This is a genomic window from Rubrivivax gelatinosus, from assembly GCF_016583785.1.
Classification (GTDB): Bacteria; Pseudomonadota; Gammaproteobacteria; order Burkholderiales; family Burkholderiaceae_C; genus Rubrivivax; species Rubrivivax gelatinosus_B.
Window position 1 is genome coordinate 15,389 of the sequence record NZ_NRRU01000011.1, and the last position, 23,325, is coordinate 38,713.

The following is a 23,325-nucleotide window of genomic DNA, read 5'->3' on the forward strand; positions in this document are numbered from 1 at the left end:
GCCCATGACGACACGTTCCATCAAGCCGATCGCCACTGCCGCCGCGATCGTCGCGTCCTTCGCCTTCGCCGGCGCAGCCAGCGCCCAGGAGGCCGGCAAGCTGCTGGTCTGGATCAACGGCGACAAGGGCTACAACGGGCTGCAGAAGGTCGGCGACGCCTTCGCCAAGTCCTCGGGCGTTCCGGTCACCGTCGAACACCCGGAAGATGCTCCGGGCAAGTTCCAGCAGGCGGCAGCCGCCGGCAAGGGCCCCGACGTCTTCTGCTGGCCGCACGACCGCATGGGCGAGTGGGCCAAGTCGGGTCTGATCGTGCCGATCAACCCGTCGAAGAAAGTGCGCGACGACATCGAGGACACCGCCTGGAAGGCCTTCGGCTACCAAGGCAAGACCTGGGGCTACCCGATCTCGGTCGAGGCCATCGGCCTGGTCTACAACAAGGCGCTGGTGAAGACGGCGCCCAAGAGCTTCGACGAGGTCATCAAGCTCGACAAGGAACTCGCGGCCAAGGGCAAACACGCGATCCTCTGGGACTACAACAACACCTACTTCACCTGGCCGATCCTGGCCGCCGGCGGCGGCAGCGTCTTCGGCCGTGACGCCAAGGGCGAGTACGACCCGGCCAAGGTCGGCGTCAACTCCGCCGGCGCGGTCAAGGGTGCCGAACTGCTGGCCTCGATGATCAAGAACGGCAACATGCCCAAAGGCTCGGGCTACGCCGAGATGGAAGCCGCCTTCAACAAGGGCGACGTGGCGATGATGATCACCGGCCCGTGGGCCTGGGACAACCTGCGCAAGAGCAACATCGACTTCGGCGTCGCGCCGATCCCCGACGTCGCCGGCAAGCCCTCGCGGCCCTTCGTCGGCGTGCTCGGCTGCATGATCGCCGCGCCCAGCAAGAACAAGGACGTGGCCAAGGAGTTCATCGAGAACGGCCTGCTGAAGCTGGAGTCGCTGAAGACGATCAACGCCGACGTGCCGCTGGGCACGCCCGCGAACAAGGCCTTCTTCAAGGAGCTGTCGGGCAACCCGAACATCAAGGCGACGATGGAGAACGCACGTCGCGGCGAGCCGATGCCCAACATCCCCGAGATGGGCCGCTTCTGGTCGTCCATGGCCTCGGCGCTGGAGAACATCACCAACGGCCGCCAGGCCCCGAAGGAAGCGCTCGACGCGGCAGCCGCGCGCATGCTCGGCAAATAAGCCGGCACGCGACCAGCCCCGCACGGCCGCGAGGCCGTGCGGGCGATGCCTAGCGGGGGGCGGCACGCATGCCGCCCCGCACCGAGCGACGGCGCCCGCCACGAAGGCGCCACGGGACGACGATGGGACGAACCGACTGGGGCCGACTGCTGAAGTGGCCGTTCACGACGGTCACGGCACTGGCCTGCCTGTGGCTCGTCTTCCGCATCTACGCCAGCGGCCAGCCGCTGTGGGCGCTGCTCGCGCTCGGGCTGTTAGGGCTGGGCTTCTTCGTCTACCTGTCCAACGTCGCCTTCGCCTACCGCTACCTGTTCCCGGGGCTGGCGGGCATGCTGGTGTTCGTCGCCTTCCCGCTGCTGTACACGGTGCAGATCGGGTTCACGAACTACTCGTCGGCCAACCTGCTGACGCTGGAACGGGCGACCGCCTACCTGCTCGAGCAGTCGACCCCCGGCGACGGCGCCGGCTGGCACTTCACGCTGCACCCCGACGGCAGCCGCTGGCGGCTGCTGCTGGCGGCCGACGACGCACCTGACGACGAGACCCCCGAAGCGCTGGCCGCACGCAGCGTCGTGACGCCGCCGCTGGCGCTCGCCCCCGGCGAGGCCAGCGACGAGATCGCGCTCGTGCCGCTGGCCGCATCCGGCTTCACGCCGGGGGACCCGCTGCCGCTGGGAGAGGTGCTCAAGCGCCGCCAGGCGCTCGCGACGCTGAAGCTGGCGCTGCCCGACGGCAGCAAGCTGTCCTACGCCGGCGTGCGCGAGTTCGCGACGCTGACCCCGACCTTCACGCGCGAAGCCGACGGCGTGCTGCGCCAGACCGCCACCGGCACGCTGTTCCGCGCCAATGGCGACACCGGCTTCTACGAAAGCGAAGCCGGCGAGCGCCTGCAGCCGGGCTTCAAGGTCGGCATCGGCTTCGGCAACTACCTGCGCATGGTCGAGGACCCGGACTTCCGCGGCCCGTTCATGCGCATCTTCGTCTGGACCGTGGTCTTCGCCGGGCTGACGGTGCTGTTCACGCTGGCCGTCGGCACGACGCTGGCGGTGCTGCTGAACTGGGAGGCGCTGCGGTTCCGCACCGTCTACCGCACGCTGCTGTTCCTGCCCTACGCGGTGCCGGGCTTCATCTCGATCCTGGTGTTCAAGGGGCTGTTCAACCAGAACTTCGGCGAAATCAACCTGATCCTGAACGCGCTGTTCGGCATCAAGCCGTCCTGGTTCGCCGACCCGTTCCTGGCCAAGGTGATGATCCTGCTGGTCAACACCTGGCTCGGCTACCCGTACATCATGGTGCTCTGCACCGGGCTCATCAAGGCGATCCCGGCCGACCTGTACGAGGCCTCGGCGATCTCCGGCGCCAAGCCGCTGACCAACTTCTGGAAGATCACGGCGCCCTTGATCGTCAAGCCGCTGACGCCGCTCTTGATCGCGTCCTTCGCGTTCAACTTCAACAACTTCGTGCTGATCGCGCTGCTCACCAACGGGCGGCCCGACTTCCTCAACACCAAGGTGCCGGCGGGCACGACCGACATCCTGGTGTCCTATACCTACCGCATCGCGTTCCAGGATTCGGGGCAGAACTTCGGGCTCGCCGCGGCGATCTCGACGATCATCTTCTTCCTGGTGGCGATGCTGTCGATGGCCAACCTGAAGCTGGCCAAGGTCAACGACGAGCGCAAGTAAACCATGGCCATCGTCACCGGCAAGTCGCAGCGCTGGCGCGTGCTCGCCGCGCATCTGTTCCTGATCGCGCTGATCGCGCTCACGGTGTTCCCGCTGCTGGCGATCATCTCGATCTCGCTGCGCCCGGGCAACTTCGCCACCGGCTCGCTGATCCCCGAGCAGATCAGCTTCGAGCACTGGAAGCTCGCGCTCGGCATCCCTTACGAAGCCGCCGACGGCAGCCTGGTGCAGCCGCCCTTCCCGGTGCTGCGCTGGTTGTGGAACTCGGTGAAGATCGCCAGCATCTCGGCCTTCCTGATCGTCGCGATCTCGACCACCGCCGCCTACGCGTTCGCGCGGCTGAAGTTCCGCTTCAAGACGCAGATCCTGAACTCGATGCTGCTGCTGCAGATGTTCCCGGCGGTGCTGGCGCTGGTGGCCATCTACGCGATCTTCGAGACCATCGGCAACTACGTGCCCTGGCTGGGCATCGAGACCCATGCCGGGCTGATCGTCGCGTATCTCGGCGGCGTCGCGATGCACATCTGGACCATACGCGGCTATTTCGACACCATTCCGGTCGAGATCGAGGAATGCGCCAAGGTCGACGGCGCGACCCACTGGCAGGCCTTCCGCTACGTGCTGCTGCCGATGGCGGTGCCGATCCTGATGGTGGTCTTCGTGCTCGCCTTCATCGGCGCGGTGATCGAGTACCCGGTGGCGTCGATCCTGCTGCGCCAGGAGCACAACCTGACGCTGGCCGTCGGCTCCAAGTACTTCCTCTACGAGCAGCGCTACCTCTGGGGCGACTTCGCCGCCGCGGCGGTGCTGTCGGGCCTGCCGATCACGCTCGTCTTCCTCTTCGCGCAGAAATGGATCGTCTCCGGCCTCACGGCAGGCGGCGTGAAGGGCTGACGCACCTCGCCGGAGTTCGCGCCACATGATGTTCCGCCGCACCGTCGCCGCGCTCGCGGCCGCACTCGCCGTCGCCGGCGCCTGGGCCGCCGACGAGCCCGTCGCGCGCCCCGGCAGCTTCGCCGACAACCCGATCGTCTACTTCGTCGTCACCGACCGCTTCGCCAACGGCAACCCGGCCAACGACGGCAGTTACGGCCGCACCCGCGAGCCGCGGCCGCAGGACGACATCGGGACCTTCCACGGCGGCGACCTCGCCGGGCTGACGCAGAAGCTGCGCGAAGGCTGGTTCCGCGAACTCGGCGTCAACGCGATCTGGATCACCGCGCCCTACGAGCAGATGCACGGCTGGGTGGTCGGCGGCAGCAAGGAGTTCAAGCACTACGGCTACCACGGCTACTTCGCGCTCGACTACACCCGGCTCGACGCGAACATGGGCACCCCGGCCGAACTGCGCGAGTTCGTCGCCACGGCGCACGCGCAAGGCATACGCGTCGTCTTCGACGTCGTCATGAACCACCCGGGTTACGGCGACATCCAGAGCCTGTCGGAGTACGTCACCGAGCCCGAGACCGACAAGAAGCGCGGCATGCTGTGGAAGGGCTACGAAGCCGCGACGCTGCGCGACTACCACTCGTGGATCGACTACAACGACCCGGCCTGGCTGCAGTGGTGGGGCCCCGACTGGATCCGCTCAGGCCTGCGCGGCTACACCGAAGGCGGCAGCGACGACCTGACCAAGCAGCTCGCCTACCTGCCCGACTTCAAGACCGAGTCGCCCAAGGCCGTGGGCCTGCCGCCCTTCCTGAAGAAGAAGGCCGACACCGAGGCCGTCGAGCTGCCGGACACGACGGTGCGCGGCTACCTGGTGAACTGGCTCTCGCGCTGGGTGCGCGAATACGGCGTCGACGGCTTCCGCGCCGACACCGTCAAACACGTCGAGTACGCCTCGTGGACGGCGCTGAAGGAGGCGTCGGCGAAGGCGCTGGCCGACTGGAAGGCCGCCAACCCCAAGGCTGCGGTCGACGCCGCGCCGTTCTGGATGACCGGCGAGGACTGGGGCCACGACATCACGCGCACGCGGCACTACGACATCGGCTTCGACAACATGATCAATTTCGACTTCCAGCGCCGCGCCGACGCCCGGGGAGCCGAACTCGACAAGCTCTACGCCGAGTACGCGCGCGCGCTGGCGGCGCCGGCGACGCACAACGTGCTGTCCTACATCTCGTCGCACGACACCAAGCTTTTCGACCGCAAGACGCTCTACGACGGCGCGACCGCGCTGATGCTCGCACCCGGCGGCGTGCAGATCTACTACGGCGACGAGACCGCGCGCCCCGACGGCCCCGCCGCCAACGGCGACCCGCAGCAGTCCACGCGCTCCGACATGAACTGGGCCGGCATCGACGCCGCGCTGCTGTCGCACTGGCGCAAGCTGGGCCAGTTCCGCGCCCGCCACGTCGCCGTCGCCAAGGGCCGCCACTGGCAGATCGCGGCCCAACCCTATACCTTCGCCCGCGTGCACGCCGAGGACCGCATCGTCGCGGCGGTCGGCGCCGCCGGCCGCGTCACGCTGGCCGTCGGCGACGTGTTCCCCGACGGGACGCGCGTGCGCGACGCCTACGGCGGCACGAGTGCGACGGTGGCCGCCGGCAAAGTGACGCTCGACGCCGACGCGCGCGGGCTCGTCCTGCTGGAAGCCCTGCCATGACCCCGAGGCCGCGGGTGGCGGCCGTATCGACATGCCCACGAAGGAGAAGACGATGAAACGACTCGCCTGGATCGCCGCGCTCGGCACGGCCGCCCTGTTCTCGGCCGGCCCGGCCAGCGCGCAGGATGCCGTCAAGGCCGCCGAGGTGCCGGCCGACATGATCTCGCTGCACTACTACCGCCCGGACGGCAGTTACGCCGGCTGGGGCGTGCATTTCTGGGAATCGTTCGAGAAGGTGCAGGACGGCAAGGTCGTCGGCCCGCGCGACAAGGCCGACATGCCGATCATGGCCATCAGCTGGGGCAGCCCGATGAAGCCCACCGGCCAGGACGGCTTCGGCATGTACTGGCAGGTCAAGGCCAACGAGTTCCGCAACGGCAAGATCAACTACATCATCCACAAGGGCGACACCAAGGACTGCACCAAGGACTCGACCTGGATGCTGGCGCAGGGCCGGCAGGTTTTCATCAACCAGGGCGACTGCACCGCGTACTTCACGCTCGAGGACGCGCTGAAGGCACGCAAGTAAGGGCGGCACTGCCTGGCGGAACGCCAGGCGGACGACGAAAAAAGGCGCTCCGAGGAGCGCCTTTGTCGTCACTGGACGGGAAACGCGAAGGGCGCCGGCTGCCCGGCACCCCTCAGTCCATTACCACCAGGCTTCGACCTGGAAGCCGTAGGTCGTGCCACTGGTGTCGGCGCCGAAGCGGCCGGTTGCACCGCCGGCGACACCACCCCATTGGTCACGCGCCGCGTCGTTCCACTTCGCGTGCGTCACGAACAGGCGCAGTTCCGGGCGCGCGAAGAAGCCGCGGCCGGCCACCAGCGTCGGGGCGATCGTCAGCTTGGTCAGGTGCATCGTGTCGCCGTTTTCGGGCTTCACGCGGTCATAACCCAGTTCGGCCTGAAGCTTGAAGTAGTCGTTCAGGTGCCAGGCGGGCCGCACACCCAGCGAAGTCCACTTGTAGTTGTCCTTCTGGTCCTGGTAGACGAAGGTGTACATGCCGCTGAAGGCCGGCGCGAACTCGACGATGCCGAAGTCGACGATGCGCCAGGTCTTGTGGTCGCTGTCGGCGGTGTAGTCGGGGTAGCCGAGCGACATGTTGCTGGCCGAGCCTTTGCCGTACTGGACGGCCACCTTGTTGAAGCCGCCCAGCATCGGGATCATGTGCTCGACCTGGACGAAGCCGCCGTTCTCGGCCGTCGCGCCGTTGGTCGAGTCGGCACGGTTGATCTCGACCGAGAAGTCGAGGCTGCCGGCACGGCCGAGGCTCAGGCCTTCGTAACGGAAGTCGTGGCGCGTCATGCCACGGTCGCCGTCGGTGTTGCGCAGCAGCGCGTACGAGAAGTTGCCCGGGCCGACCTTGATGTCCTCGATACCGGCGCCGTAGCCCGAGGTGTCGTGGTAGTAGAAGTCGGTGATGTGGACGTCTTCACGCTTGTAGTAGCGCTTGCCGGCCCAGACGCTGGCACCGTGCAGCATCGGCAGGCCCTTCACGCCGATCCAGTTCTGGCGCAGAGCCCAGTCGCGCGAATCGTCGTCGGTCGTCAGGCTTTCATAGTCCTGCTGCGACGAGTAGGTGCCCTTGTAGGCGAACATCAGGTGGTAGTCGAACTTGACGCCGTCCTTGCCGTCGTACAGGTTCTGGTCGAGCTGGGCTTCGCCGTAGGTTTCGCACTCGTTGCCCAGGCGGTACTTGGTGTAGGCGCCCGGAAGCGAGAAGCAGGTCTGTTCACCGCCGCCGCTGGTAACCCCGGAGCCCGAGCGCAGGTACCCGTGGAACTCCAGCGCGCTGGCGCCAGTGCTGAACAGTGCCGCGGCGGCAGCGGCGGCCAATGGAAGCAGTCGGGTGTGAAGGCGGGACATCGTTAACTCCTCATTCGTGGTCTGGTGAAAAGGACGGGGAGACTTCGGCGGGCGCCCATCGAACAAGCCCCGCCCGGGCCCGCGACCGTCGTCCGGCGGTCGCGGCAATCGCCGTCGCGCGGGGGATCTCGGTCCCTCCGGCCCGACGGGCGCATGGCTGGCAGCACGCGTTCATGCGGCGCTGCCCTGGTTGGTGGTGATGCCGGTCTCGCGCAGCCGCGTCTCGATCGCGGCCGCGGCACCGTGCAGCGCGGCGTACGGCTCGACGATTAGCGCCGTCGGCACCGCCTCGAGGTAGGCGCGAAAACGGCCTTTGGCCTCGAAACGCGCGCGGAAATCCGAGGCGAAGAAGAAGTCGGCGAAACGCGGCACGATGCCGCCGCCGATATAGAGCCCGCCGCGGGCGCCGAAGGTCAGCACGACGTTGCCGGCGAAGCCGCCCAGCATCGCGCAGAAGGTGGCCAGCGTCGCCGCGCACAGCGCGTCGCTGCCGTCGGCACCGCGGCTGCCGATGTCCTCGGCCGCCAGCGCTTCGGCGGCCTCGCCGCGCACCTGCGCCAGCGCCCGGTACAGCAGCGGCAGGCCGATGCCCGACAGCAGCCGTTCGGCCGACACGTGTTCGTGCTCGGCGCGCACCACGCGCAGGATCTCGGCCTCGAAGTCGTCGGCCGCCGCCAGCGTCGCGTGCCCGCCCTCGCCGGCGATCGCGTGCCAGCCGCGGCCGGTGTCGAGCAGGCCGCCGACACCCAGACCGGTGCCGGGCCCGATGACGGCCAGCGTGCCCTGGCCCGACGGCAGCGGCCCGTGGGCGCGCAGCTGATGCGGCCCCAGCCCCGGCAGCGACAGCGCCAGGGCCTCGAAGTCGTTGAGCATCAGCAGCCCGTCCAGGCCGAGCGCGGCCTCGCTCTCGGCACGCGAGAACGACCAGGCGCTGTTGGTCAGATCGATGCGGTCGCTGCCCACCGGCGTCGCGACCGCAAACGCCGCCCAACGCGGCGTCGCCCAGGCGGCGCCGGCAGCGGCCTGCTGGCCGGCCAGATACGAAGCGGCGGCCTCCACCGGGCCGGGGTAGTCGGCGCAGCGCACCCGCTGGATGTCGCGCGGCACGCCGGACGCGCCGTCGATCAGCGCGAAGCGTGCATTGGTACCGCCGATATCGGCCACCAGCCAGGGTCGGCTCAAGTCGCTCCCGCCCCCGGTCACGACAATCCCTTCCCCGCGGAACACGAAGGGCACGACGAGGACCGGCCGACGCGCGTCGCGACGATCGGATACTGGTTCACGTGGCCCTCCTCGGTTCTCGGGTCCGCTTGCCGCCGGTTCTGTGTCCGCCGGCAAGCCCTCTTGCAAAGCGGAGAAAAGGTAGCAAAACTACAAACACACGACAAGCCAATGTTGCAGGACGGCAACTGAGGACTTCCCCCTGACCTTGAGCGAGCGCAGCGTGCATGCAGCTTGCATTCGCAGGGCCCGGATGTCCCGACGCCGCAACATGGTGCATGGGACTGACACGACGGAACCCACCGGAACGGTAGTCCGGCTACATCGTCACGAGGCCCCCACCGTCGGGAGGGCCGAATTCGCGCAACAGTCATGACGCCTTTCGACAACCCCCGCCTGATCGCCGACATCGGCGGCAGCTATGCCCGCTTCGCCGTCGAAGCCGCACCCGCGGTCTTCGGCCACGTCGCCTCGATTCCCTGCTCCGCCCACCCGGACTTCCACAGCGCGGTCAGCGCCTATCTGGGCTCGCTGCCGGCCGCGCTGTCGGCCGCGATCCAGCACGCCGCAGTGGCCATTGCCAACCCGGTCGAAGGCGACCTGGTGCGCATGACGAACTACCACTGGCAGTTCTCGATCGAGCAGATGCGCGAGCGCCTGGGCCTGCAGACGCTGGTGGTGATCAACGACTTCACCGCGCTGGCGATGGCGCTGCCGCGGCTGACGAGCGCCCAGCGCCGCCAGGTCGGTGGCGGCAGCGCGCGTGAGCACAGCGTCATCGGCGTCATCGGCGCCGGCACCGGCCTGGGCGTCTCGGGGCTGATCCCGACCGGCGATGGTTATGTCGCGCTCGGCACCGAAGGCGGCCACGCCAGCTTCGCGCCGCGCGACGAACGCGAGATCGCGATCCTGCGTTACGCCGCGCGCCAGCACGAGCACGTGTCCTTCGAGCGCCTGCTGTCGGGCCCGGGGCTGGAGCTGATCCACCGTGCCGTCTCCGAAGGCCGCGGCGGCGAGAACCTGCCCGCCACCGAGATCACGCGCCGCGCGCTCGAAGGCGGCGACGCGCTGTGCGTGCAGGCGCTGGACGCGTTCTGCGCCATCCTCGGCACCGCCGCCGGCAACCTGGCGGTGACGCTGGGCGCCTTCGGCGGCATCTACATCGGCGGCGCCATCGTGCCGCGGCTGGGCGACTACTTCGACCGCTCGGCCTTCCGTAGCCGCTTCGAGGACAAGGGCCGCTTCAGCGGCTACGTGACGACGATCCCGACCTTCGTCGTCACCGCCGACAACGCCACCTTCGCCGGCGCCTCGGCCATCCTCGCCGAGCAGTTGCGCCGGCTGGACGCGCACCAGGACTCGGCCATCCTCGGGCTGATCCGGCGCGTGCGCAACAAGCTCTCGCCGGCCGAACGGCGCGTCGCCGAGCACGTGCTCGCGCACCCGCGGCCGACGCTGTCGGACCCGATCGCCGAGATCGCACGCGCCGCCTCGGTGAGCCAGCCGACGGTGATCCGCTTCTGCCGCTCGCTCGGCTGCGAGGGCCTGTCCGACTTCAAGCTGCGCCTGGCCTCCAGCCTGACCGGCACGGTGCCGGTCTCGCACGTCCAGGTCACCGGCGAGGACACGATGCTCGAGCTCGGCGTCAAGGTGCTGGGCAACACGGCGTCGGCGATCCTGCAGGTGCGCGAGCAGCTGAACCGCGACGCGATCGACCGCGCGATCGACCTGCTGACCGCGGCCGAACGTGTCGAGTTCTTCGCCGTCGGCCACTACGGCGTCGTCGCCGACGACGCGCAGCTGAAGTTCCTGCGTTTCGGCGTGCCGTCGATGTCGGTCACCGAACACCGGCTGCAGGTGCTGACCGCCAACGTGATGCGCCCCAGCGACGTCGCCGTGATCATCAGCAGCAGTGGCCAGGTGGAAGACCTGCTGGCCGTCGCCGACAAGGCGCACGAACGCGGCACGCCGGTGCTGGCGATCACCGCCAGCCAGTCGCCGCTGGCCAAGAAGGCCGACGTCGCGATCATCGTCGACCACCTCGAGGACCCGTCGACGCACGTGCCGATGATCAGCCGCATCCTGCACCTGCTCGTGATCGACATCCTCGCCGTCGGCGTCGCGATGCGCCGCGGCGCCGAACGCGTGGCCGAACTGCCGCACGATGAGATCGTCGGCTTCGACGAGGCGCCGCTGGAAACGCCGCCGCCGGGGGCCCGGCGCGCCGGCCCCGGCATCAGCACCGCCGGCCCGCTGGCCCACCTGACCGCGCATAGCCGATAAAATCGCGAACTTCAGCCCCGAGGAGCGTTGCGATGGCCGGGCGGCCACCAGGCTCGGGGCGTGCGCGGCGCCAGCCGTGCCCGGCAACGGCGCTCGTCCCATTCCCCTGGAGTGAAGTGATGACCGCAGCCCTGCCCCCGATGCGCCTGTCGGGTCTGGAACCCGTTTCGCTCGGCGACGGCGCACTGTTCGCCAACATCGGCGAACGCACCAACGTCACCGGCTCGCGCGCCTTCGCCCGCATGATCCTCGAAGGCCGCTTCGAGGACGCGCTGTCGGTCGCGCGCCAGCAGGTCGAGAACGGCGCCCAGATCATCGACGTCAACATGGACGAGGCGATGCTGGACTCGGCCGCGGCGATGGACCGCTTCCTGAAGCTGGTCGCCTCCGAGCCCGAGATCGCGCGCGTGCCGGTGATGGTCGACAGCTCGAAGTGGAGCGTCATCGAGACCGGCCTCAAGTGCCTGCAGGGCAAGGGCATCGTCAACTCGATCTCGCTGAAGGAAGGCGAGGCCGAGTTCCGGCGCCAGGCGCGGCTGGTGCGCCGCTACGGCGCCGCCGCCGTCGTCATGGCCTTCGACGAGCAGGGCCAGGCCGACACCTACCAGCGCAAGATCGACATCTGCGCGCGCGCCTACCGGCTGCTGGTCGACGAGATCGGCTTCCCGCCCGAGGACATCGTCTTCGACCCCAACGTCTTCGCGATCGCCACCGGCATCGAGGAGCACGCCAACTACGCCGTCGACTTCATCGAGGCGACACGCTGGATCAAGCAGAACCTGCCCGGCGCCAAGGTCTCGGGCGGCATCAGCAACGTCTCGTTCAGCTTCCGCGGCAACGACCCGGTGCGCGAGGCGATCCACACCGTCTTCCTCTATCACGCGATCAAGGCCGGCCTGGACATGGGCATCGTCAACGCCGGCATGGTCGGCGTCTACGACGACCTGGACGCCGAGCTGCGCGAACGGGTCGAGGACGTGGTGCTGAACCGCCGCGACGACGCCGCCGAGCGCCTGATCGAGATCGCCGAACGCGCCAAGGGCGCGGCGCGCGACGACAGCGCGCGCCTGGCCTGGCGCGCCGGCACGGTCGAGCAGCGCCTGTCGCACGCGCTGGTGCACGGCATCACCGAGTTCATTGCCGCCGACACCGAAGAAGCCTGGCAGACGGTGCGCGCCGGCGGCGGCCGGCCGCTGCACGTCATCGAAGGCCCGCTGATGGCGGGCATGAACACCGTCGGCGACCTCTTCGGCCAGGGCAAGATGTTCCTGCCGCAGGTGGTCAAGAGCGCACGCGTGATGAAGCAGGCGGTGGCCCAGCTGCTGCCCTATATCGAGGCCGAGAAGCAGGCGCTGCAGGACGCCGGCGGCGACGTCAAACCCAAGGGCAAGGTCATCATCGCCACCGTCAAGGGCGACGTGCACGACATCGGCAAGAACATCGTCACCGTCGTCCTGCAGTGCAACAACTTCGAGGTCGTCAACATGGGCGTGATGGTCCCGTGCCAGGACATCCTCGAGAAGGCGCGCATCGAAGGTGCCGACATCGTCGGCCTGTCCGGGCTGATCACGCCCAGCCTCGAGGAAATGCAGCACGTCGCCGCCGAGATGCAGCGCGACCCCTGGTTCCGCGAACGCGGCACGCCGCTCTTGATCGGCGGCGCCACCTGTAGCCGGGTGCACACCGCGGTGAAGATCGCGCCGCACTACGAAGGGCCGGTGATCTACGTGCCCGACGCCTCGCGCAGTGTCGGCGTCTGCTCCGAACTGCTGTCCGAGGAGCGCCAGGGCGCCTACCTCGCCGAGCTGCGCGCCGACTACGAACGGGTGCGCCAGCTGCACGCCGGCAAGAAGAAGGCGCCGCTGGTGACGCTGCAGGCGGCACGCGCCAACCGCACGGCGCTCGACTGGGCGGCCTACGAGCCGCCGGCGCCGCGTGCGCCGGGGCGGCGCCTGTTCCGCCACTACGACCTGGCCGAGCTGGCGCGCTGCATCGACTGGGGCCCGTTCTTCCAGACCTGGGACCTGGCCGGGCCCTACCCGGCGATCCTGGACGACGAGATCGTCGGCGACGCCGCGCGCCGCGTGCTCGCCGACGGCCGCCAGATGCTCGAGCGCCTGATCGACGGCCGCTGGCTGCAGGCCAGCGGCGTCGTCGCGCTGCTGCCGGCCAACACCGTCGACGAGGACACGGTCGAGATCTACACCGACGACAGCCGCAGCACGGTGGCGATGCGCTGGACGCCGCTGCGCCAGCAGGGCGAACGCCCGGTCATAGACGGCGTGCCGCGGCCCAACCGCAGCCTGGCCGACTTCGTCGCGCCGCGAGGGGTCAAACCCGACTGGATCGGGATGTTCGCGGTCACCGCCGGCATCGGCTGCGATGAACGCGCGCAGCGTTTCGACGCCGCGGGCGACGACTACTCGTCGATCATGGTCAAGGCGCTGGCCGACCGCCTGGCCGAGGCTTTTGCCGAACGCCTGCACCAGCGCGTGCGCACCGAGCTCTGGGGTTATGCCGGCGACGAGGCGCTGGCGCCCGAGGAACTGATCGCCGAACGCTACCGCGGCATCCGCCCGGCACCCGGTTACCCGGCCTGCCCCGACCACGGCCCGAAACGCGCGATGTTCGAGCTGCTGAAGGCAAGCGAAGTCGGCATGGGCCTGACCGAGAACCTGGCGATGACGCCGGCCGCCAGCGTCAGCGGCTTCTACCTGGCGCACCCCGACGCGTGTTATTTCAACGTCGGGCCGATCGGCGCCGACCAGGTGGCCGACTTCGCCAGGCGCGAGGGCATCACGCTCGAAGACGCCGAACGCCGGCTGGCGCCGCAGCTGCGCTGAAGCGGCATCAGCCGCCGCGCAGCGCGTCCAGCCCGCGCTGCAACTGCAGCGCCTCGGCCATCGCGGCGACGCCGATCTGCGGCTCGCCGGCCAGGTCGGCGATCGTGCGCGCGACACGCAGCGTGCGGTGCAGGCGCCGGCCCGACCAGCCCAGCTTCTCGGCTGCGCCCTGCAGGAAACGCCGCGCCGCCGCGTCGGCCCCGCAGCAGGTGTCGGTGCGTGCCGCCGTGAGCAGGCCGTTGGCTTCGCCCTGGCGTTCGAGCTGCCGCATGCGCGCGGCCGCAACACGCGCGGCGACCGCGGCCGTGCTTTCGCCGTCGGGCGCGGCCATCAGCTCGGCCGGGCGCACCGCCGGCACCTCGATCTGCAGGTCGATGCGGTCCAGCAGTGGGCCGGACAGCTTGCCCTGGTAGCGCGCGACCGTGTCGGCGCCGCAGCGGCAGGCACGGCCGGTGGCGGCGAAAGCGCCCAGATAGCCGCAGGGGCAGGGGTTCATCGCCGCGATGAGCTGGAAGCGCGCCGGGAACTGCGCCTGGTGCGCGGCGCGCGAGATCGTGATGCGCCCGGTCTCCAGCGGCTCGCGCAGTGCCTCCAGCGCCGCGCGCGGGAATTCGGGGGTCTCGTCGAGGAAGAGCACGCCCCCGTGCGCGAGCGAGATCTCGCCCGGCCGCGGCGGCGAGCCGCCGCCGACCAGCGCGACCGCACTCGCGCTGTGGTGCGGCGCACGCGCGGGGCGGCGGCCGAAGACCGCGGCGTCCAGGCCTTGCGGCGTCAGCCCCTGCAGCGCGGCGCTGACCAGCGCCTCCTCGTCGTCCATCGACGGCAGCAGCGCCGGCAGGCGCGCCGCCAGCATCGACTTGCCGGTGCCGGGCGGGCCGATCAGCAGCAGCGAGTGCTGGCCCGCGGCGGCGATCTCGAGTGCCCGTTTGGCCGCCGCCTGGCCCTTCACCTCGCGCAGGTCGGGCGGCGGCTCGGCGTCGGCGGCCGGCGGCGGCCGCGCCGGCAGCAGCGGCTCGGCCTCGTCGCCGGGCAGCAGCGCACGCACCACGTCGAGCAGCGTCGCCGCGCCGCGCACGTCCAGCCCGGCAACACGCGCCGCGGCGCCGGCGCTGGCCGCCGGCAGCACCAGCGTGCGCGTCGCGTCGTCGCGCCGCATCGCCAGCGCGAGCGCGAGCGCACCGCGCACCGGGCGCAACTCGCCGGCCAGCGACAGTTCGCCGGCGAACTCGCAGGCGGCCAGCCGGGCGGCGTCGAGCACGCCGTCGGCGGCCAGGATGCCGAGCGCGATCGGCAGGTCGAAGCGGCCGGACTCCTTGGGCAGGTCGGCCGGCGCCAGGTTGACGGTGATGCGTTTGTTGTGCGGGAAGCTGAAGCCGCTGTGCTGCAGCGCCGCGCGCACACGTTCGCGCGACTCCTTGACCTCGGTGTCGGCGAGGCCGACGAGGGTGAAACTGGGCAGCCCGTTGGCCAGCTGCACCTCGACATGCACCGCCGGGGCATCCAGCCCGTCGAGCGCGCGGCTCATCACCACGGCCAGCGTCATCGTTTCACGCCTCCCCGGCGGCGATTGTCGGACGCGTCCTGACGGCGCATGGCCTCTCCGGCCTCGCACCAAGGAAGTGCACCAAAAGAGGGATGCACAGGCTGGTGCATGCAGAGCCAGCACACCGCGCCTCGTGCAGCGGCGGCTGTAACCGATTGTCGCCTCTGGCATGGAAGCTGCAGTAGGACCCATGGCGCTCGTCACCCTCTCGCAGCATCCAGCCCCTCATGAAGAGACTGATCCCGGCCGGCCCGTACACCGCAGCGAACAGCGCGGTGCTGGTCTCGGGCCGCGCGACTCCGGTGTCGATGCACTTCCCCGTCGCCACGGCCGGCTGCGTCCGGACGGCGCGCCCCGGCGCGGCGTCCGTCGGCAGGCTCACGCAACACTCCTAGAGGACCAGAGGACCGACCATGAAGATGGTGACTGCGATCGTCAAACCATTCAAGCTCGATGAAGTGCGCGAGGCCCTCAGCGGCATCGGCGTTCAGGGCATCACCGTGACCGAGGTGAAGGGCTTCGGCCGCCAGAAGGGCCACACCGAGCTCTACCGCGGCGCCGAGTACGTCGTCGACTTCCTGCCCAAGGTGAAGATCGAAGCCGCCGTCGACGACGCCATCGTCGACCGCGTCATCGAGGCGATCGAAGGCGCCGCGCGCACCGGCAAGATCGGCGACGGCAAGATTTTCGTCAGCACGCTCGAGCAGGTGGTTCGCATCCGGACCGGCGAGACCGGTACCGACGCCCTCTGAGGCACCACGAGACCAACCAGAGAAAACCACCCATCATGAAGAAACTGCTATCGATCCTGGCCCTGGGGCTCGCGCTCCTCGGGTCGGTGGACCTGGCCGTGGCGCAGGACGGCGCTTCGGCGGCCGCCGCCGCATCGGAGGCGGCCGTCTCCGCCGTTGCCGCGGCTCCGGCCGAAGCGGCCTCGGCCGCCGCCGAAGCCGCACCGGCCGCTGCCGCGCCGGTGCCGAACAAGGGCGACGTCAGCTGGATGCTCGTCTCGACGCTGCTGGTGATCATGATGTCGATCCCCGGCCTGGCCCTGTTCTACGGCGGCCTGGTGCGCAGCAAGAACATGTTGTCGGTGCTGATGCAGGTGTTCGTCACCTTCTCGATGATCACGGTGCTGTGGGTCGTCTACGGCTACAGCCTGGCCTTCACCGAGGGCAATGCCTTCGTCGGTGGCTTCGACCGGCTGTTCCTGAAGGGCGTGTTCGACCCGGCGACGGGCGCGTTCGCGATGGGCGCGACCTTCAGCAAGGGCGTCGTCATCCCCGAGATCGTCTTCGTCGCCTTCCAGGCCACCTTCGCGGCCATCACCTGCGGGCTGATCGTCGGCGCCTTCGCCGAACGCGTGAAGTTCTCCGCCGTGCTGCTGTTCATGGCACTGTGGTTCACGTTCAGCTACACGCCGATCGCGCACATGGTGTGGTACTGGATGGGCCCGGACGCCTACACCGGCCCTGAAGTCGTCGACGCGATGAACGCCAAGGCCGGCCTGCTGTGGCAATGGGGCGCGCTCGACTTCGCCGGCGGTACCGTGGTGCACATCAACGCCGCCGTGGCCGGCCTGGTCGGCGCCTACATGATCGGCAAGCGCATCGGCTACGGCAAGGAAGCCATGGCCCCGCACAACCTGACGATGACCATGGTCGGCGCCTCGCTGCTGTGGGTCGGCTGGTTCGGCTTCAACGCCGGCTCGGCGCTGGAAGCCGGCAACAGTGCCGCGCTCGCCTTCCTGAACACCTTCTCCGCCACCGCCGCCGCGGTGCTGGCCTGGTGCGTCGGTGAAGCGCTGATCAAGGGCAAGGCCTCGATGCTGGGCGCCGCCTCGGGCGCCGTCGCCGGCCTGGTGGCCATCACCCCGGCTGCCGGCAACGTCGGCATCGTCGGCGGCCTGGTCATCGGCTTCATCGCCGGCTTCGCCTGCCTGTGGGGTGTCACCGGCCTGAAGAAGCTGCTGGGCGCCGACGACTCGCTGGACGTGTTCGGCGTGCACGGCGTCGGCGGCATCATCGGTGCGCTGCTGACCGGTGTCTTCAACAATCAGGCGCTCGGCGGCCCGGGCCTGGTGACCGATTGGGTCACCGCCACGGTCGGCTCCAACGACATCCTGACCCAGCTGCTGATCCAGGCCAAGGCCGTCGGCGTGACCATCGTCTGGTCGGCCGTCGTCGCCGCGATCTCCTACAAGATCGTCGACCTGACGATCGGCCTGCGCGTGCCGGAAGAAGAGGAACGCGAAGGTCTGGACATCACCTCGCACGGCGAAACGGCGTACAACAAGTAAGCCGCTCGCCCCACCACAAAGGCCGCCTTCGGGCGGCCTTTTTCATGGTCGCGACACCGCCGCGGCGGCACCGTCGGCGCTTGTGCTTCGCCGCGTGGCCCCCACGTGCCAGAATTTCCCTCCTACCCGACCCCGCCCGGCCATGGTCCCCAACCTCGTCACCGCCCTGAACGGCCCGATCAACGAACTCGAGCAGCGTGTGCTCGAGTCGATGCCCGCGATCGAACGCTGGTTCCGCCTCGAATGGATGGAGCACACGCCGCCGTTCTATTCGTCGGTGGACCTGCGCAATGCCGGCTTCAAGCTCGCGCCGGTCGACACCAACCTGTTCCCCGGCAGCTTCAACCACCTGACGCCGCAGATGCTGCCGCTGGCGGTGCAGGCGGCGATGGCGGCGATCGAGAAGATTTGCCCCGAAGCCAAGAACCTGCTGCTGATCCCGGAGCGCCACACGCGCAACCCGGAGTACCTGGCCAACCTGCAGTGCCTGATCCAGATCTTCAACCAGGCCGGGCTCCATGTGCGTCTGGGCTCGCTGGACGAGGAGCAGAAGGCGCCGGTGCCGCTGGCGCTGCCCGACGGCGGCGAACTGCTGCTCGAGCCGCTGGTGCGCGCCCGCGGCCGCCTGGGCCTGAAGGACTTCGACCCCTGCACCATCCTGCTGAACAACGACCTGTCGGCGGGCACGCCGCCGGTGCTGCAGGACCTGCACCAGCAGTACCTGCTGCCGCCGCTGCACGCCGGCTGGGGCGTGCGCCGCAAGAGCCGCCACTTCCGCAGCTACGAGGAGGTGGCGAAGAAGTTCGCCAAGCTGCTGGGCATGGACCCGTGGCTGATCAACCCGATGTTCGGCCAGTGCGGCGAGGTCGACTTCAACGAGGCCACCGGTCTGGAGTGCGTGCAGTCGGCCGCCGACCAGCTGCTCGGCAAGGTGCGCCGCAAGTACAAGGAATACGGCATCGCCGAAAAGCCCTTCGTCGTCGTCAAGGCCGACAACGGCACCTACGGCATGGGCGTGATGACGGTGCGCGACGCCAAGGAGCTGGAGGAGCTGAGCCGGCGCACGCGCGAGCGCATGAGCGTCGTGAAGGACGGCCTGCAGATCACCGAGGTCATCATCCAGGAAGGCGTGCCGACGCATGAACGCGTCAACGACGCCGCCGCCGAGCCGGTGGTCTGCATGATCGACCGCTACGTCGTCGGCGGCTTCTACCGCGTGCACGGCGAACGCGGCATCGACGAGAACCTGAACTCGCCGGGTTCGGACGTCGTGCCGCTGGCCTTCGCCGAGACGCACCAACTGCCGCGCCCGGGCGCCAAGCCCGGCGCGAGCGCGCCGAACCGCTTCTACATGTACGGCGTCATCGGCCGTCTGGCGATGCTGGCAGCGGCCTACGAGCTCGAAGCCACCGACCCCGAAGCCGAGATCTACGAGTAACCGAGTGCCGGGCCGGCGTGCGCAAGCGCGTCGGCCCGGCTTTGGCTACGATCGCGCCGCCAGCCGCGGCCGAAAGAGTCCGCCGTCTCGTGACTCCGCACGCCCCACTTCCCCGCACCCCCGCCGCCGTCGCCGCGCTCACGCTCGGCGCGCTGGGCGTCGTCTATGGCGACATCGGCACCAGCCCGCTGTACGCGCTGAAGGAGGTGTTCCACGCCGGCCACGTGCCGGTGTCGCGCGCCAACATCCTGGGCGTGCTGTCGCTGATCTTCTGGACGATGACGATCATCGTCTCGCTGAAATACGTGCTGCTGATCCTGCGCGCCGACAACCGCGGCGAAGGCGGCCTGATCGCGATGCTGGCGCTGGCGACCTCGGCCGTGGCGGGCAAGCCGCGGCTGCGCCAGGGCCTGCTGGCGTTGGGCATGTTCGGCACCGCGATCTTCTACGGCGACGGCGTCATCACGCCGGCGGTCTCGGTGCTGTCGGCGGTCGAAGGCCTGAAGATCGCCGCGCCACAGCTCGACCATTGGGTGGTTCCGATCACGCTCGTCGTGCTCACCGGGCTGTTCGCGGTGCAGCGTTTCGGCACCGGCGGCATCGGCCGCGCCTTCGGCCCGGTGACGATGGTGTGGTTCGCGGTGCTGATCGCGCTCGGCGTGCCGCAGATCATCGAGCACCCCGGCGTGCTGGTGGCGATGCTGCCGACGCACGCGCTGCACTTCATCGTCTCGCAGCCGATGATCGCCTTCATCGCGCTCGGCTCGGTGGTGCTGGTCGTCACCGGCGGCGAGGCGCTCTACGCCGACCTCGGTCACTTCGGCCGGCTGCCGATCCGCATCGCCTGGTACAGCCTGGTGGCGCCGGCGCTGGTGATCAACTATTTCGGCCAGGGCGCGCTGCTGCTCGAGGACCCGGACGCGGTCGAGAACCCCTTTTTCCTGCTGGCGCCGGGCTGGGCGCAACTGCCGCTGGTGTTCCTGGCGACGGCGGCCACCGTGATCGCGTCGCAGGCGCTGATCACCGCGTCGTTCTCGGTCACGAAGCAGGCGATCCAGCTCGGCCTGCTGCCGCGGCTGCGCGTGCTGCACACCTCGGTGCGCGACACCGGCCAGATCTACGTGCCCTTCGTGAACTGGGGGCTGTACCTGTTCATCGTGCTGGCGGTGGTGCTGTTCGGCAGTTCGTCCAAGCTGGCCTCGGCCTACGGCATCACGGTGACGCTGGACATGACGATCACGACGATCATGACCTTCTTCGTGATCCGCTACGGCTGGAAGTACCCGCTCGCGCTGTGCCTGCTGGCCACCGGCATCTTCCTCGCGATCGACATCAGCTTCTTCGCATCGAACGCGCTGAAGCTGCTCAACGGCGGCTGGTTCCCGCTGGTCATCGGCGTCGGCATGTTCACGCTGATGCGCACCTGGGTCGACGGCCGGCGCCTGGTCGGCGAACGGCTGCGCGACGAGGCCATCGACCTGAAGAGCTTCCTCGAGGCGGTGTTCGTGAGCCCGCCGACACGCGTCTCGGGTACCGCGATCTTCCTGTCCAGCGAAGCCGGCCTCACGCCCAACGCGCTGATGCACAACCTCAAGCACAACAAGGTGCTGCACGAGTACAACGTGTTCGTCACCGTGCAGCACCACGAGGTGCCGTGGATCGGCTTCGACAAGCGGCTGGAGGTCCAGGCGCTGGGCCACCGCTGCTGGCAGGTGCGGCTGCACTTCGGCTTCATGAACGACCCCGATGTGCCCGAGGCGCTGAAGCTGCTGCGCCAGCACGGTGTGCCGCTGGACGAGATGGAGACCAGCTACTTCCTGTCGCGCGACGCCGTCATCCCGACCTTCGGCGGCGGCATGGCGCTGTGGCGCGAAAAGCTGTTCGCCAGCATGCACCGCAACGCCGCCGCGGCCGGGGACTTCCTGAACCTGCCGGCCAACCGCATCGTCGAACTCGGGGCGAAGGTCGAGATATGACCCCCCCCCGTAGCGCCTTCGGCGCACCTTGCAGGCCGCGCCGGGCCAGTGGCCCGGCCCTTCGACTGGCGCGGCCCGTCCACCGGACGGTCCACGTCCCGCCGAAGCCCCTCCAGGGGGGCGACGCCAGCGGCCCGGCAGAGCCGGTTCCGCGGCGTCCGCTTGATGCGCCCGCTGGGTGCCACCAGAGTGCCGCTTGCCCGCCTTGAACCCTGACGCCGTTCGCCGGATCTCGCTGCGCGACCTGTCCCTGCCCGCGGTCGTCGCCGGCTTCGTCGCCGTGCTGGTCGGTTTCACGAGCTCGGTCGTGATCGTCTTCCAGGCCGCGGCCGCGTTCGGGGCGACGCCGGCGCAGACGGTGTCGTGGATGTGGGCGCTGGGCCTGGGCATGGGCCTGACGAGCGCGGGCCTGAGCCTCTGGTACCGCCAGCCGGTGCTGACCGCCTGGTCGACGCCGGGGGCGGCGCTGCTGGCCACGGCCGGCGCCGGCTTCTCGATGGCCGAGGCGGTCGGCGCCTTCATCGTCTGCGCGCTGCTGATCACGGCGGCCGGCGCCAGCGGGCTGTTCGCGCGCGTGATGAACCGGCTGCCGCAGGCGCTGGCGGCGGCGCTGCTGGCCGGCGTGCTGGCGCGTTTTGCCTTCGACGCCTTCGGCGCGATGCAGCGCGAGTTCGCGCTCGTCTTCCCGATGCTGCTGGCCTACCTCGCCGGACGGCGCTGGTGGCCGCGCTACGCGGTGCCGGGCGTGCTCGCGGTCGGCGCCGCGATCGCCGCGGCACGCGGCCAGCTGCACGGGGGCGGCATCTCCTGGCAGTGGGCCGAGCCCGTGTTCACGATGCCGGAGTTCAGCCTCGCCGCGACCATCGGCCTGGCGCTGCCGCTGTTCATCGTCACGATGGCCTCGCAGAACCTGCCCGGCGTCGCCGCGCAGCGCGCCGCCGGCTACGACACGCCGGTGTCGCCGGTGGTGACGACGACCGGGCTGGCATCGCTGCTGCTGGCGCCGTTCGGCGGTTACGCGCTCAACCTGGCCGCGATCACGGCGGCGATCTGCATGGGCCGCGAAGCGCACGAAGACCCGGCGCGGCGCTACTGGGCGTCGACGATGGCCGGCATCTTCTACGTCGTCGTCGGCCTGCTCGGCGGCGCCGTCGTCGGCCTGATCGCGGCCTTCCCGAAGGAGCTGGTGCTGGCGCTGGCCGGTTTCGCGCTGCTGGGCACGATCGGCAGCGGGCTGGCGGTCGCGATGAAGGACGAGAAGAGCCGCGAGGCGGCGCTGATCACCTTCCTCGTCACCGCCAGCGGCCTGAGCCTGTGGGGCATCGGCGCGGCCTTCTGGGGCGTGGCCGCCGGCGCGCTGGCGCTGGCCGTGCAACACTGGCGCCCCACCCGTTAGGACCCCGCATGGACCTGCTCTTCGTCGCCGACCCGCTGGAAGGTTTCAAGACCTACAAGGACAGCACTTTCGCGATGATGCGCGAGGCCGCACGCCGCGGCCACGGCCTGCTGCACTGCGAAGCGCGTGCACTGGGCTGGCAAAGCGGCGGCAGCGTCGTCGCCGAAACGCGCCGCATCGAACTCACCGGCGACGCCGACGACTGGTTCCGCGTTGTCGCGACGCAGCGCACGCGCCTGGCCGACACCGGCGCGGTGCTGATGCGCCAGGACCCGCCTTTCGACAGCGAGTACTTCTACGCCACCCACCTGCTGGGCCAGGCCGAACGCGAAGGTGCGCGCGTCTTCAACAAGCCGGCGGCGCTGCGCGAGCACCCCGAGAAGCTGGCGATCATGGAGTTCCCGCAGTTCACGCCGCCGACGCTGGTGACACGCGACGCCGCCGCGGTGCGCGCCTTCCACGCCGAACACCACGACGTCATCCTCAAGCCCCTGGACGGCATGGGCGGCATGGGCATCTTCCGCGTCGGCGCCGACGGCCTGAACCTGGGCAGCATCATCGAGACGCTGAACGCCGGCGGCACGCGCACGCTGATGGTCCAGCGCTACCTGCCCGAGATCGTGCAGGGCGACAAACGTGTGCTGATCATCGGCGGCAAGCCGGTGCCCTTCGTGCTGGCGCGCATCCCGCAGGGCAGCGAGATCCGCGGCAACCTTGCCGCCGGCGGCAAGGGCGTGGCGCAGCCGCTGGCCGCGCGCGACCGCGAGATCGCCGAGGCCATGGGCCCGGTGCTGGCGGCGCGCGGGCTGCTGCTCGTCGGCCTGGACGTGATCGGCGAGCGCATCACCGAGATCAACGTCACCAGCCCGACCTGCTTCCAGGAGATCCAGCAGCAGACCGGCTTCGACGTCGCGGCGATGTTCGTCGACGCGCTGCAAGCCGCTATCGCGGCTTAGCCGGGACTG

The 23,325-nt window shown here is 69.6% G+C and carries 16 protein-coding genes and 1 riboswitch; of the genes, 13 read left to right on the plus strand and 3 right to left on the minus strand.

What is annotated here, in order from left to right:
• Positions 1–4 precede the first annotated feature (4 nt).
• The 5 genes from malE to CKO43_RS04635 all read left to right on the plus strand — a co-directional run bounded on the left by malE (position 5) and on the right by CKO43_RS04635 (position 6,023).
• Positions 5–1,201, plus strand: a complete 1,197-nt coding sequence (gene malE / locus CKO43_RS04615; protein WP_200377971.1) for a maltose/maltodextrin ABC transporter substrate-binding protein MalE — start codon at positions 5–7, stop codon at positions 1,199–1,201.
• A gap of 122 nt (positions 1,202–1,323) precedes the next feature.
• Entirely contained in the window at positions 1,324–2,886 is a 1,563-nt protein-coding gene (gene malF, locus CKO43_RS04620; protein ID WP_200377972.1) for a maltose ABC transporter permease MalF, read from the plus strand.
• A gap of 3 nt (positions 2,887–2,889) precedes the next feature.
• The gene (malG, locus tag CKO43_RS04625) at positions 2,890–3,780 is read left to right on the plus strand and encodes a maltose ABC transporter permease MalG (RefSeq protein ID WP_200377973.1); all 891 of its coding nucleotides are present in this window, start codon (positions 2,890–2,892) and stop codon (positions 3,778–3,780) included.
• Between the two features lie 25 nt (positions 3,781–3,805).
• The gene (locus CKO43_RS04630) at positions 3,806–5,494 is read left to right on the plus strand and encodes an alpha-amylase family glycosyl hydrolase (protein ID WP_200377974.1); all 1,689 of its coding nucleotides are present in this window, start codon (positions 3,806–3,808) and stop codon (positions 5,492–5,494) included.
• Positions 5,495–5,546: 52 nt separating this feature from the next.
• Complete coding sequence (locus tag CKO43_RS04635) at positions 5,547–6,023, plus strand: pullulanase-associated domain-containing protein (RefSeq protein WP_200230212.1); 477 nt, start codon at positions 5,547–5,549, stop codon at positions 6,021–6,023.
• Between the two features lie 120 nt (positions 6,024–6,143).
• Here CKO43_RS04635 and CKO43_RS04640 read toward each other — a convergent pair whose 3' ends face one another.
• Together CKO43_RS04640 and glk are read right to left on the minus strand one after the other, a co-directional pair.
• Positions 6,144–7,361, minus strand: a complete 1,218-nt coding sequence (locus CKO43_RS04640; protein ID WP_200230210.1) for a maltoporin — start codon at positions 7,359–7,361, stop codon at positions 6,144–6,146.
• A 171-nt stretch (positions 7,362–7,532) separates the two neighbouring features.
• Positions 7,533–8,543: a glucokinase gene (gene glk / locus CKO43_RS04645; RefSeq protein ID WP_207184873.1), complete on the minus strand. Its 1,011-nt coding sequence runs from the start codon at positions 8,541–8,543 to the stop codon at positions 7,533–7,535.
• Positions 8,544–8,954: 411 nt separating this feature from the next.
• Between glk and CKO43_RS04650 the strand changes: the two genes are divergently transcribed.
• Both CKO43_RS04650 and metH read left to right on the plus strand, forming a co-directional pair.
• Positions 8,955–10,865 (plus strand): glucokinase, encoded by a 1,911-nt coding sequence (locus CKO43_RS04650; RefSeq protein ID WP_200377976.1) that lies wholly within the window; start codon positions 8,955–8,957, stop codon positions 10,863–10,865.
• Positions 10,866–10,878: 13 nt separating this feature from the next.
• A riboswitch (S-adenosyl-L-homocysteine riboswitch) is annotated at positions 10,879–10,967 on the plus strand.
• 17 nt (positions 10,968–10,984) lie between these two features.
• Positions 10,985–13,708, plus strand: coding sequence for a methionine synthase (metH, locus tag CKO43_RS04655; protein ID WP_200377977.1), 2,724 nt, complete (start codon positions 10,985–10,987; stop codon positions 13,706–13,708).
• Positions 13,709–13,715: 7 nt separating this feature from the next.
• Here metH and CKO43_RS04660 read toward each other — a convergent pair whose 3' ends face one another.
• Positions 13,716–15,251, minus strand: a complete 1,536-nt coding sequence (locus tag CKO43_RS04660) for a YifB family Mg chelatase-like AAA ATPase (protein ID WP_200377978.1) — start codon at positions 15,249–15,251, stop codon at positions 13,716–13,718.
• 413 nt (positions 15,252–15,664) lie between these two features.
• Here CKO43_RS04660 and CKO43_RS04665 point away from each other — a divergent pair, with 413 nt between their 5' ends.
• From CKO43_RS04665 to gshB, 6 genes are all read left to right on the plus strand, one after another.
• Positions 15,665–16,003, plus strand: a complete 339-nt coding sequence (locus CKO43_RS04665; protein WP_200231094.1) for a P-II family nitrogen regulator — start codon at positions 15,665–15,667, stop codon at positions 16,001–16,003.
• Between the two features lie 35 nt (positions 16,004–16,038).
• Entirely contained in the window at positions 16,039–17,550 is a 1,512-nt protein-coding gene (locus tag CKO43_RS04670; RefSeq protein ID WP_200377979.1) for an ammonium transporter, read from the plus strand.
• A gap of 142 nt (positions 17,551–17,692) precedes the next feature.
• Complete coding sequence (gene gshA, locus CKO43_RS04675) at positions 17,693–18,988, plus strand: glutamate--cysteine ligase (RefSeq protein ID WP_200231091.1); 1,296 nt, start codon at positions 17,693–17,695, stop codon at positions 18,986–18,988.
• An 89-nt stretch (positions 18,989–19,077) separates the two neighbouring features.
• A complete protein-coding gene (locus tag CKO43_RS04680; RefSeq protein WP_200231090.1) occupies positions 19,078–20,964 on the plus strand; it encodes a KUP/HAK/KT family potassium transporter in 1,887 nt (628 codons plus the stop codon).
• Positions 20,965–21,169: 205 nt separating this feature from the next.
• Positions 21,170–22,360 carry a benzoate/H(+) symporter BenE family transporter gene (locus CKO43_RS04685; RefSeq protein ID WP_242481053.1) on the plus strand — a complete coding sequence of 397 codons (1,191 nt, stop codon included), beginning with the start codon at positions 21,170–21,172 and terminating at the stop codon, positions 22,358–22,360.
• A gap of 8 nt (positions 22,361–22,368) precedes the next feature.
• On the plus strand, positions 22,369–23,316 hold the full coding sequence (gshB, locus tag CKO43_RS04690; protein WP_200231089.1) for a glutathione synthase: 948 nt from the start codon (positions 22,369–22,371) through the stop codon (positions 23,314–23,316).
• The last annotated feature ends 9 nt before the right edge of the window (positions 23,317–23,325 follow it).

Coding starts and splice junctions, on each gene's coding strand:
- malE (WP_200377971.1), top strand. CDS start 5: ATGACGACACGTTCCATCAAGCCGATCGCCACTGCCGCCGCGATCGTC.
- malF (WP_200377972.1), top strand. CDS start 1,324: ATGGGACGAACCGACTGGGGCCGACTGCTGAAGTGGCCGTTCACGACG.
- malG (WP_200377973.1), top strand. CDS start 2,890: ATGGCCATCGTCACCGGCAAGTCGCAGCGCTGGCGCGTGCTCGCCGCG.
- CKO43_RS04630 (WP_200377974.1), top strand. CDS start 3,806: ATGATGTTCCGCCGCACCGTCGCCGCGCTCGCGGCCGCACTCGCCGTC.
- CKO43_RS04635 (WP_200230212.1), top strand. CDS start 5,547: ATGAAACGACTCGCCTGGATCGCCGCGCTCGGCACGGCCGCCCTGTTC.
- CKO43_RS04640 (WP_200230210.1), bottom strand. CDS start 7,361: ATGTCCCGCCTTCACACCCGACTGCTTCCATTGGCCGCCGCTGCCGCC.
- CKO43_RS04650 (WP_200377976.1), top strand. CDS start 8,955: ATGACGCCTTTCGACAACCCCCGCCTGATCGCCGACATCGGCGGCAGC.
- metH (WP_200377977.1), top strand. CDS start 10,985: ATGACCGCAGCCCTGCCCCCGATGCGCCTGTCGGGTCTGGAACCCGTT.
- CKO43_RS04660 (WP_200377978.1), bottom strand. CDS start 15,251: ATGACGCTGGCCGTGGTGATGAGCCGCGCGCTCGACGGGCTGGATGCC.
- CKO43_RS04665 (WP_200231094.1), top strand. CDS start 15,665: ATGAAGATGGTGACTGCGATCGTCAAACCATTCAAGCTCGATGAAGTG.
- CKO43_RS04670 (WP_200377979.1), top strand. CDS start 16,039: ATGAAGAAACTGCTATCGATCCTGGCCCTGGGGCTCGCGCTCCTCGGG.
- gshA (WP_200231091.1), top strand. CDS start 17,693: ATGGTCCCCAACCTCGTCACCGCCCTGAACGGCCCGATCAACGAACTC.
- gshB (WP_200231089.1), top strand. CDS start 22,369: ATGGACCTGCTCTTCGTCGCCGACCCGCTGGAAGGTTTCAAGACCTAC.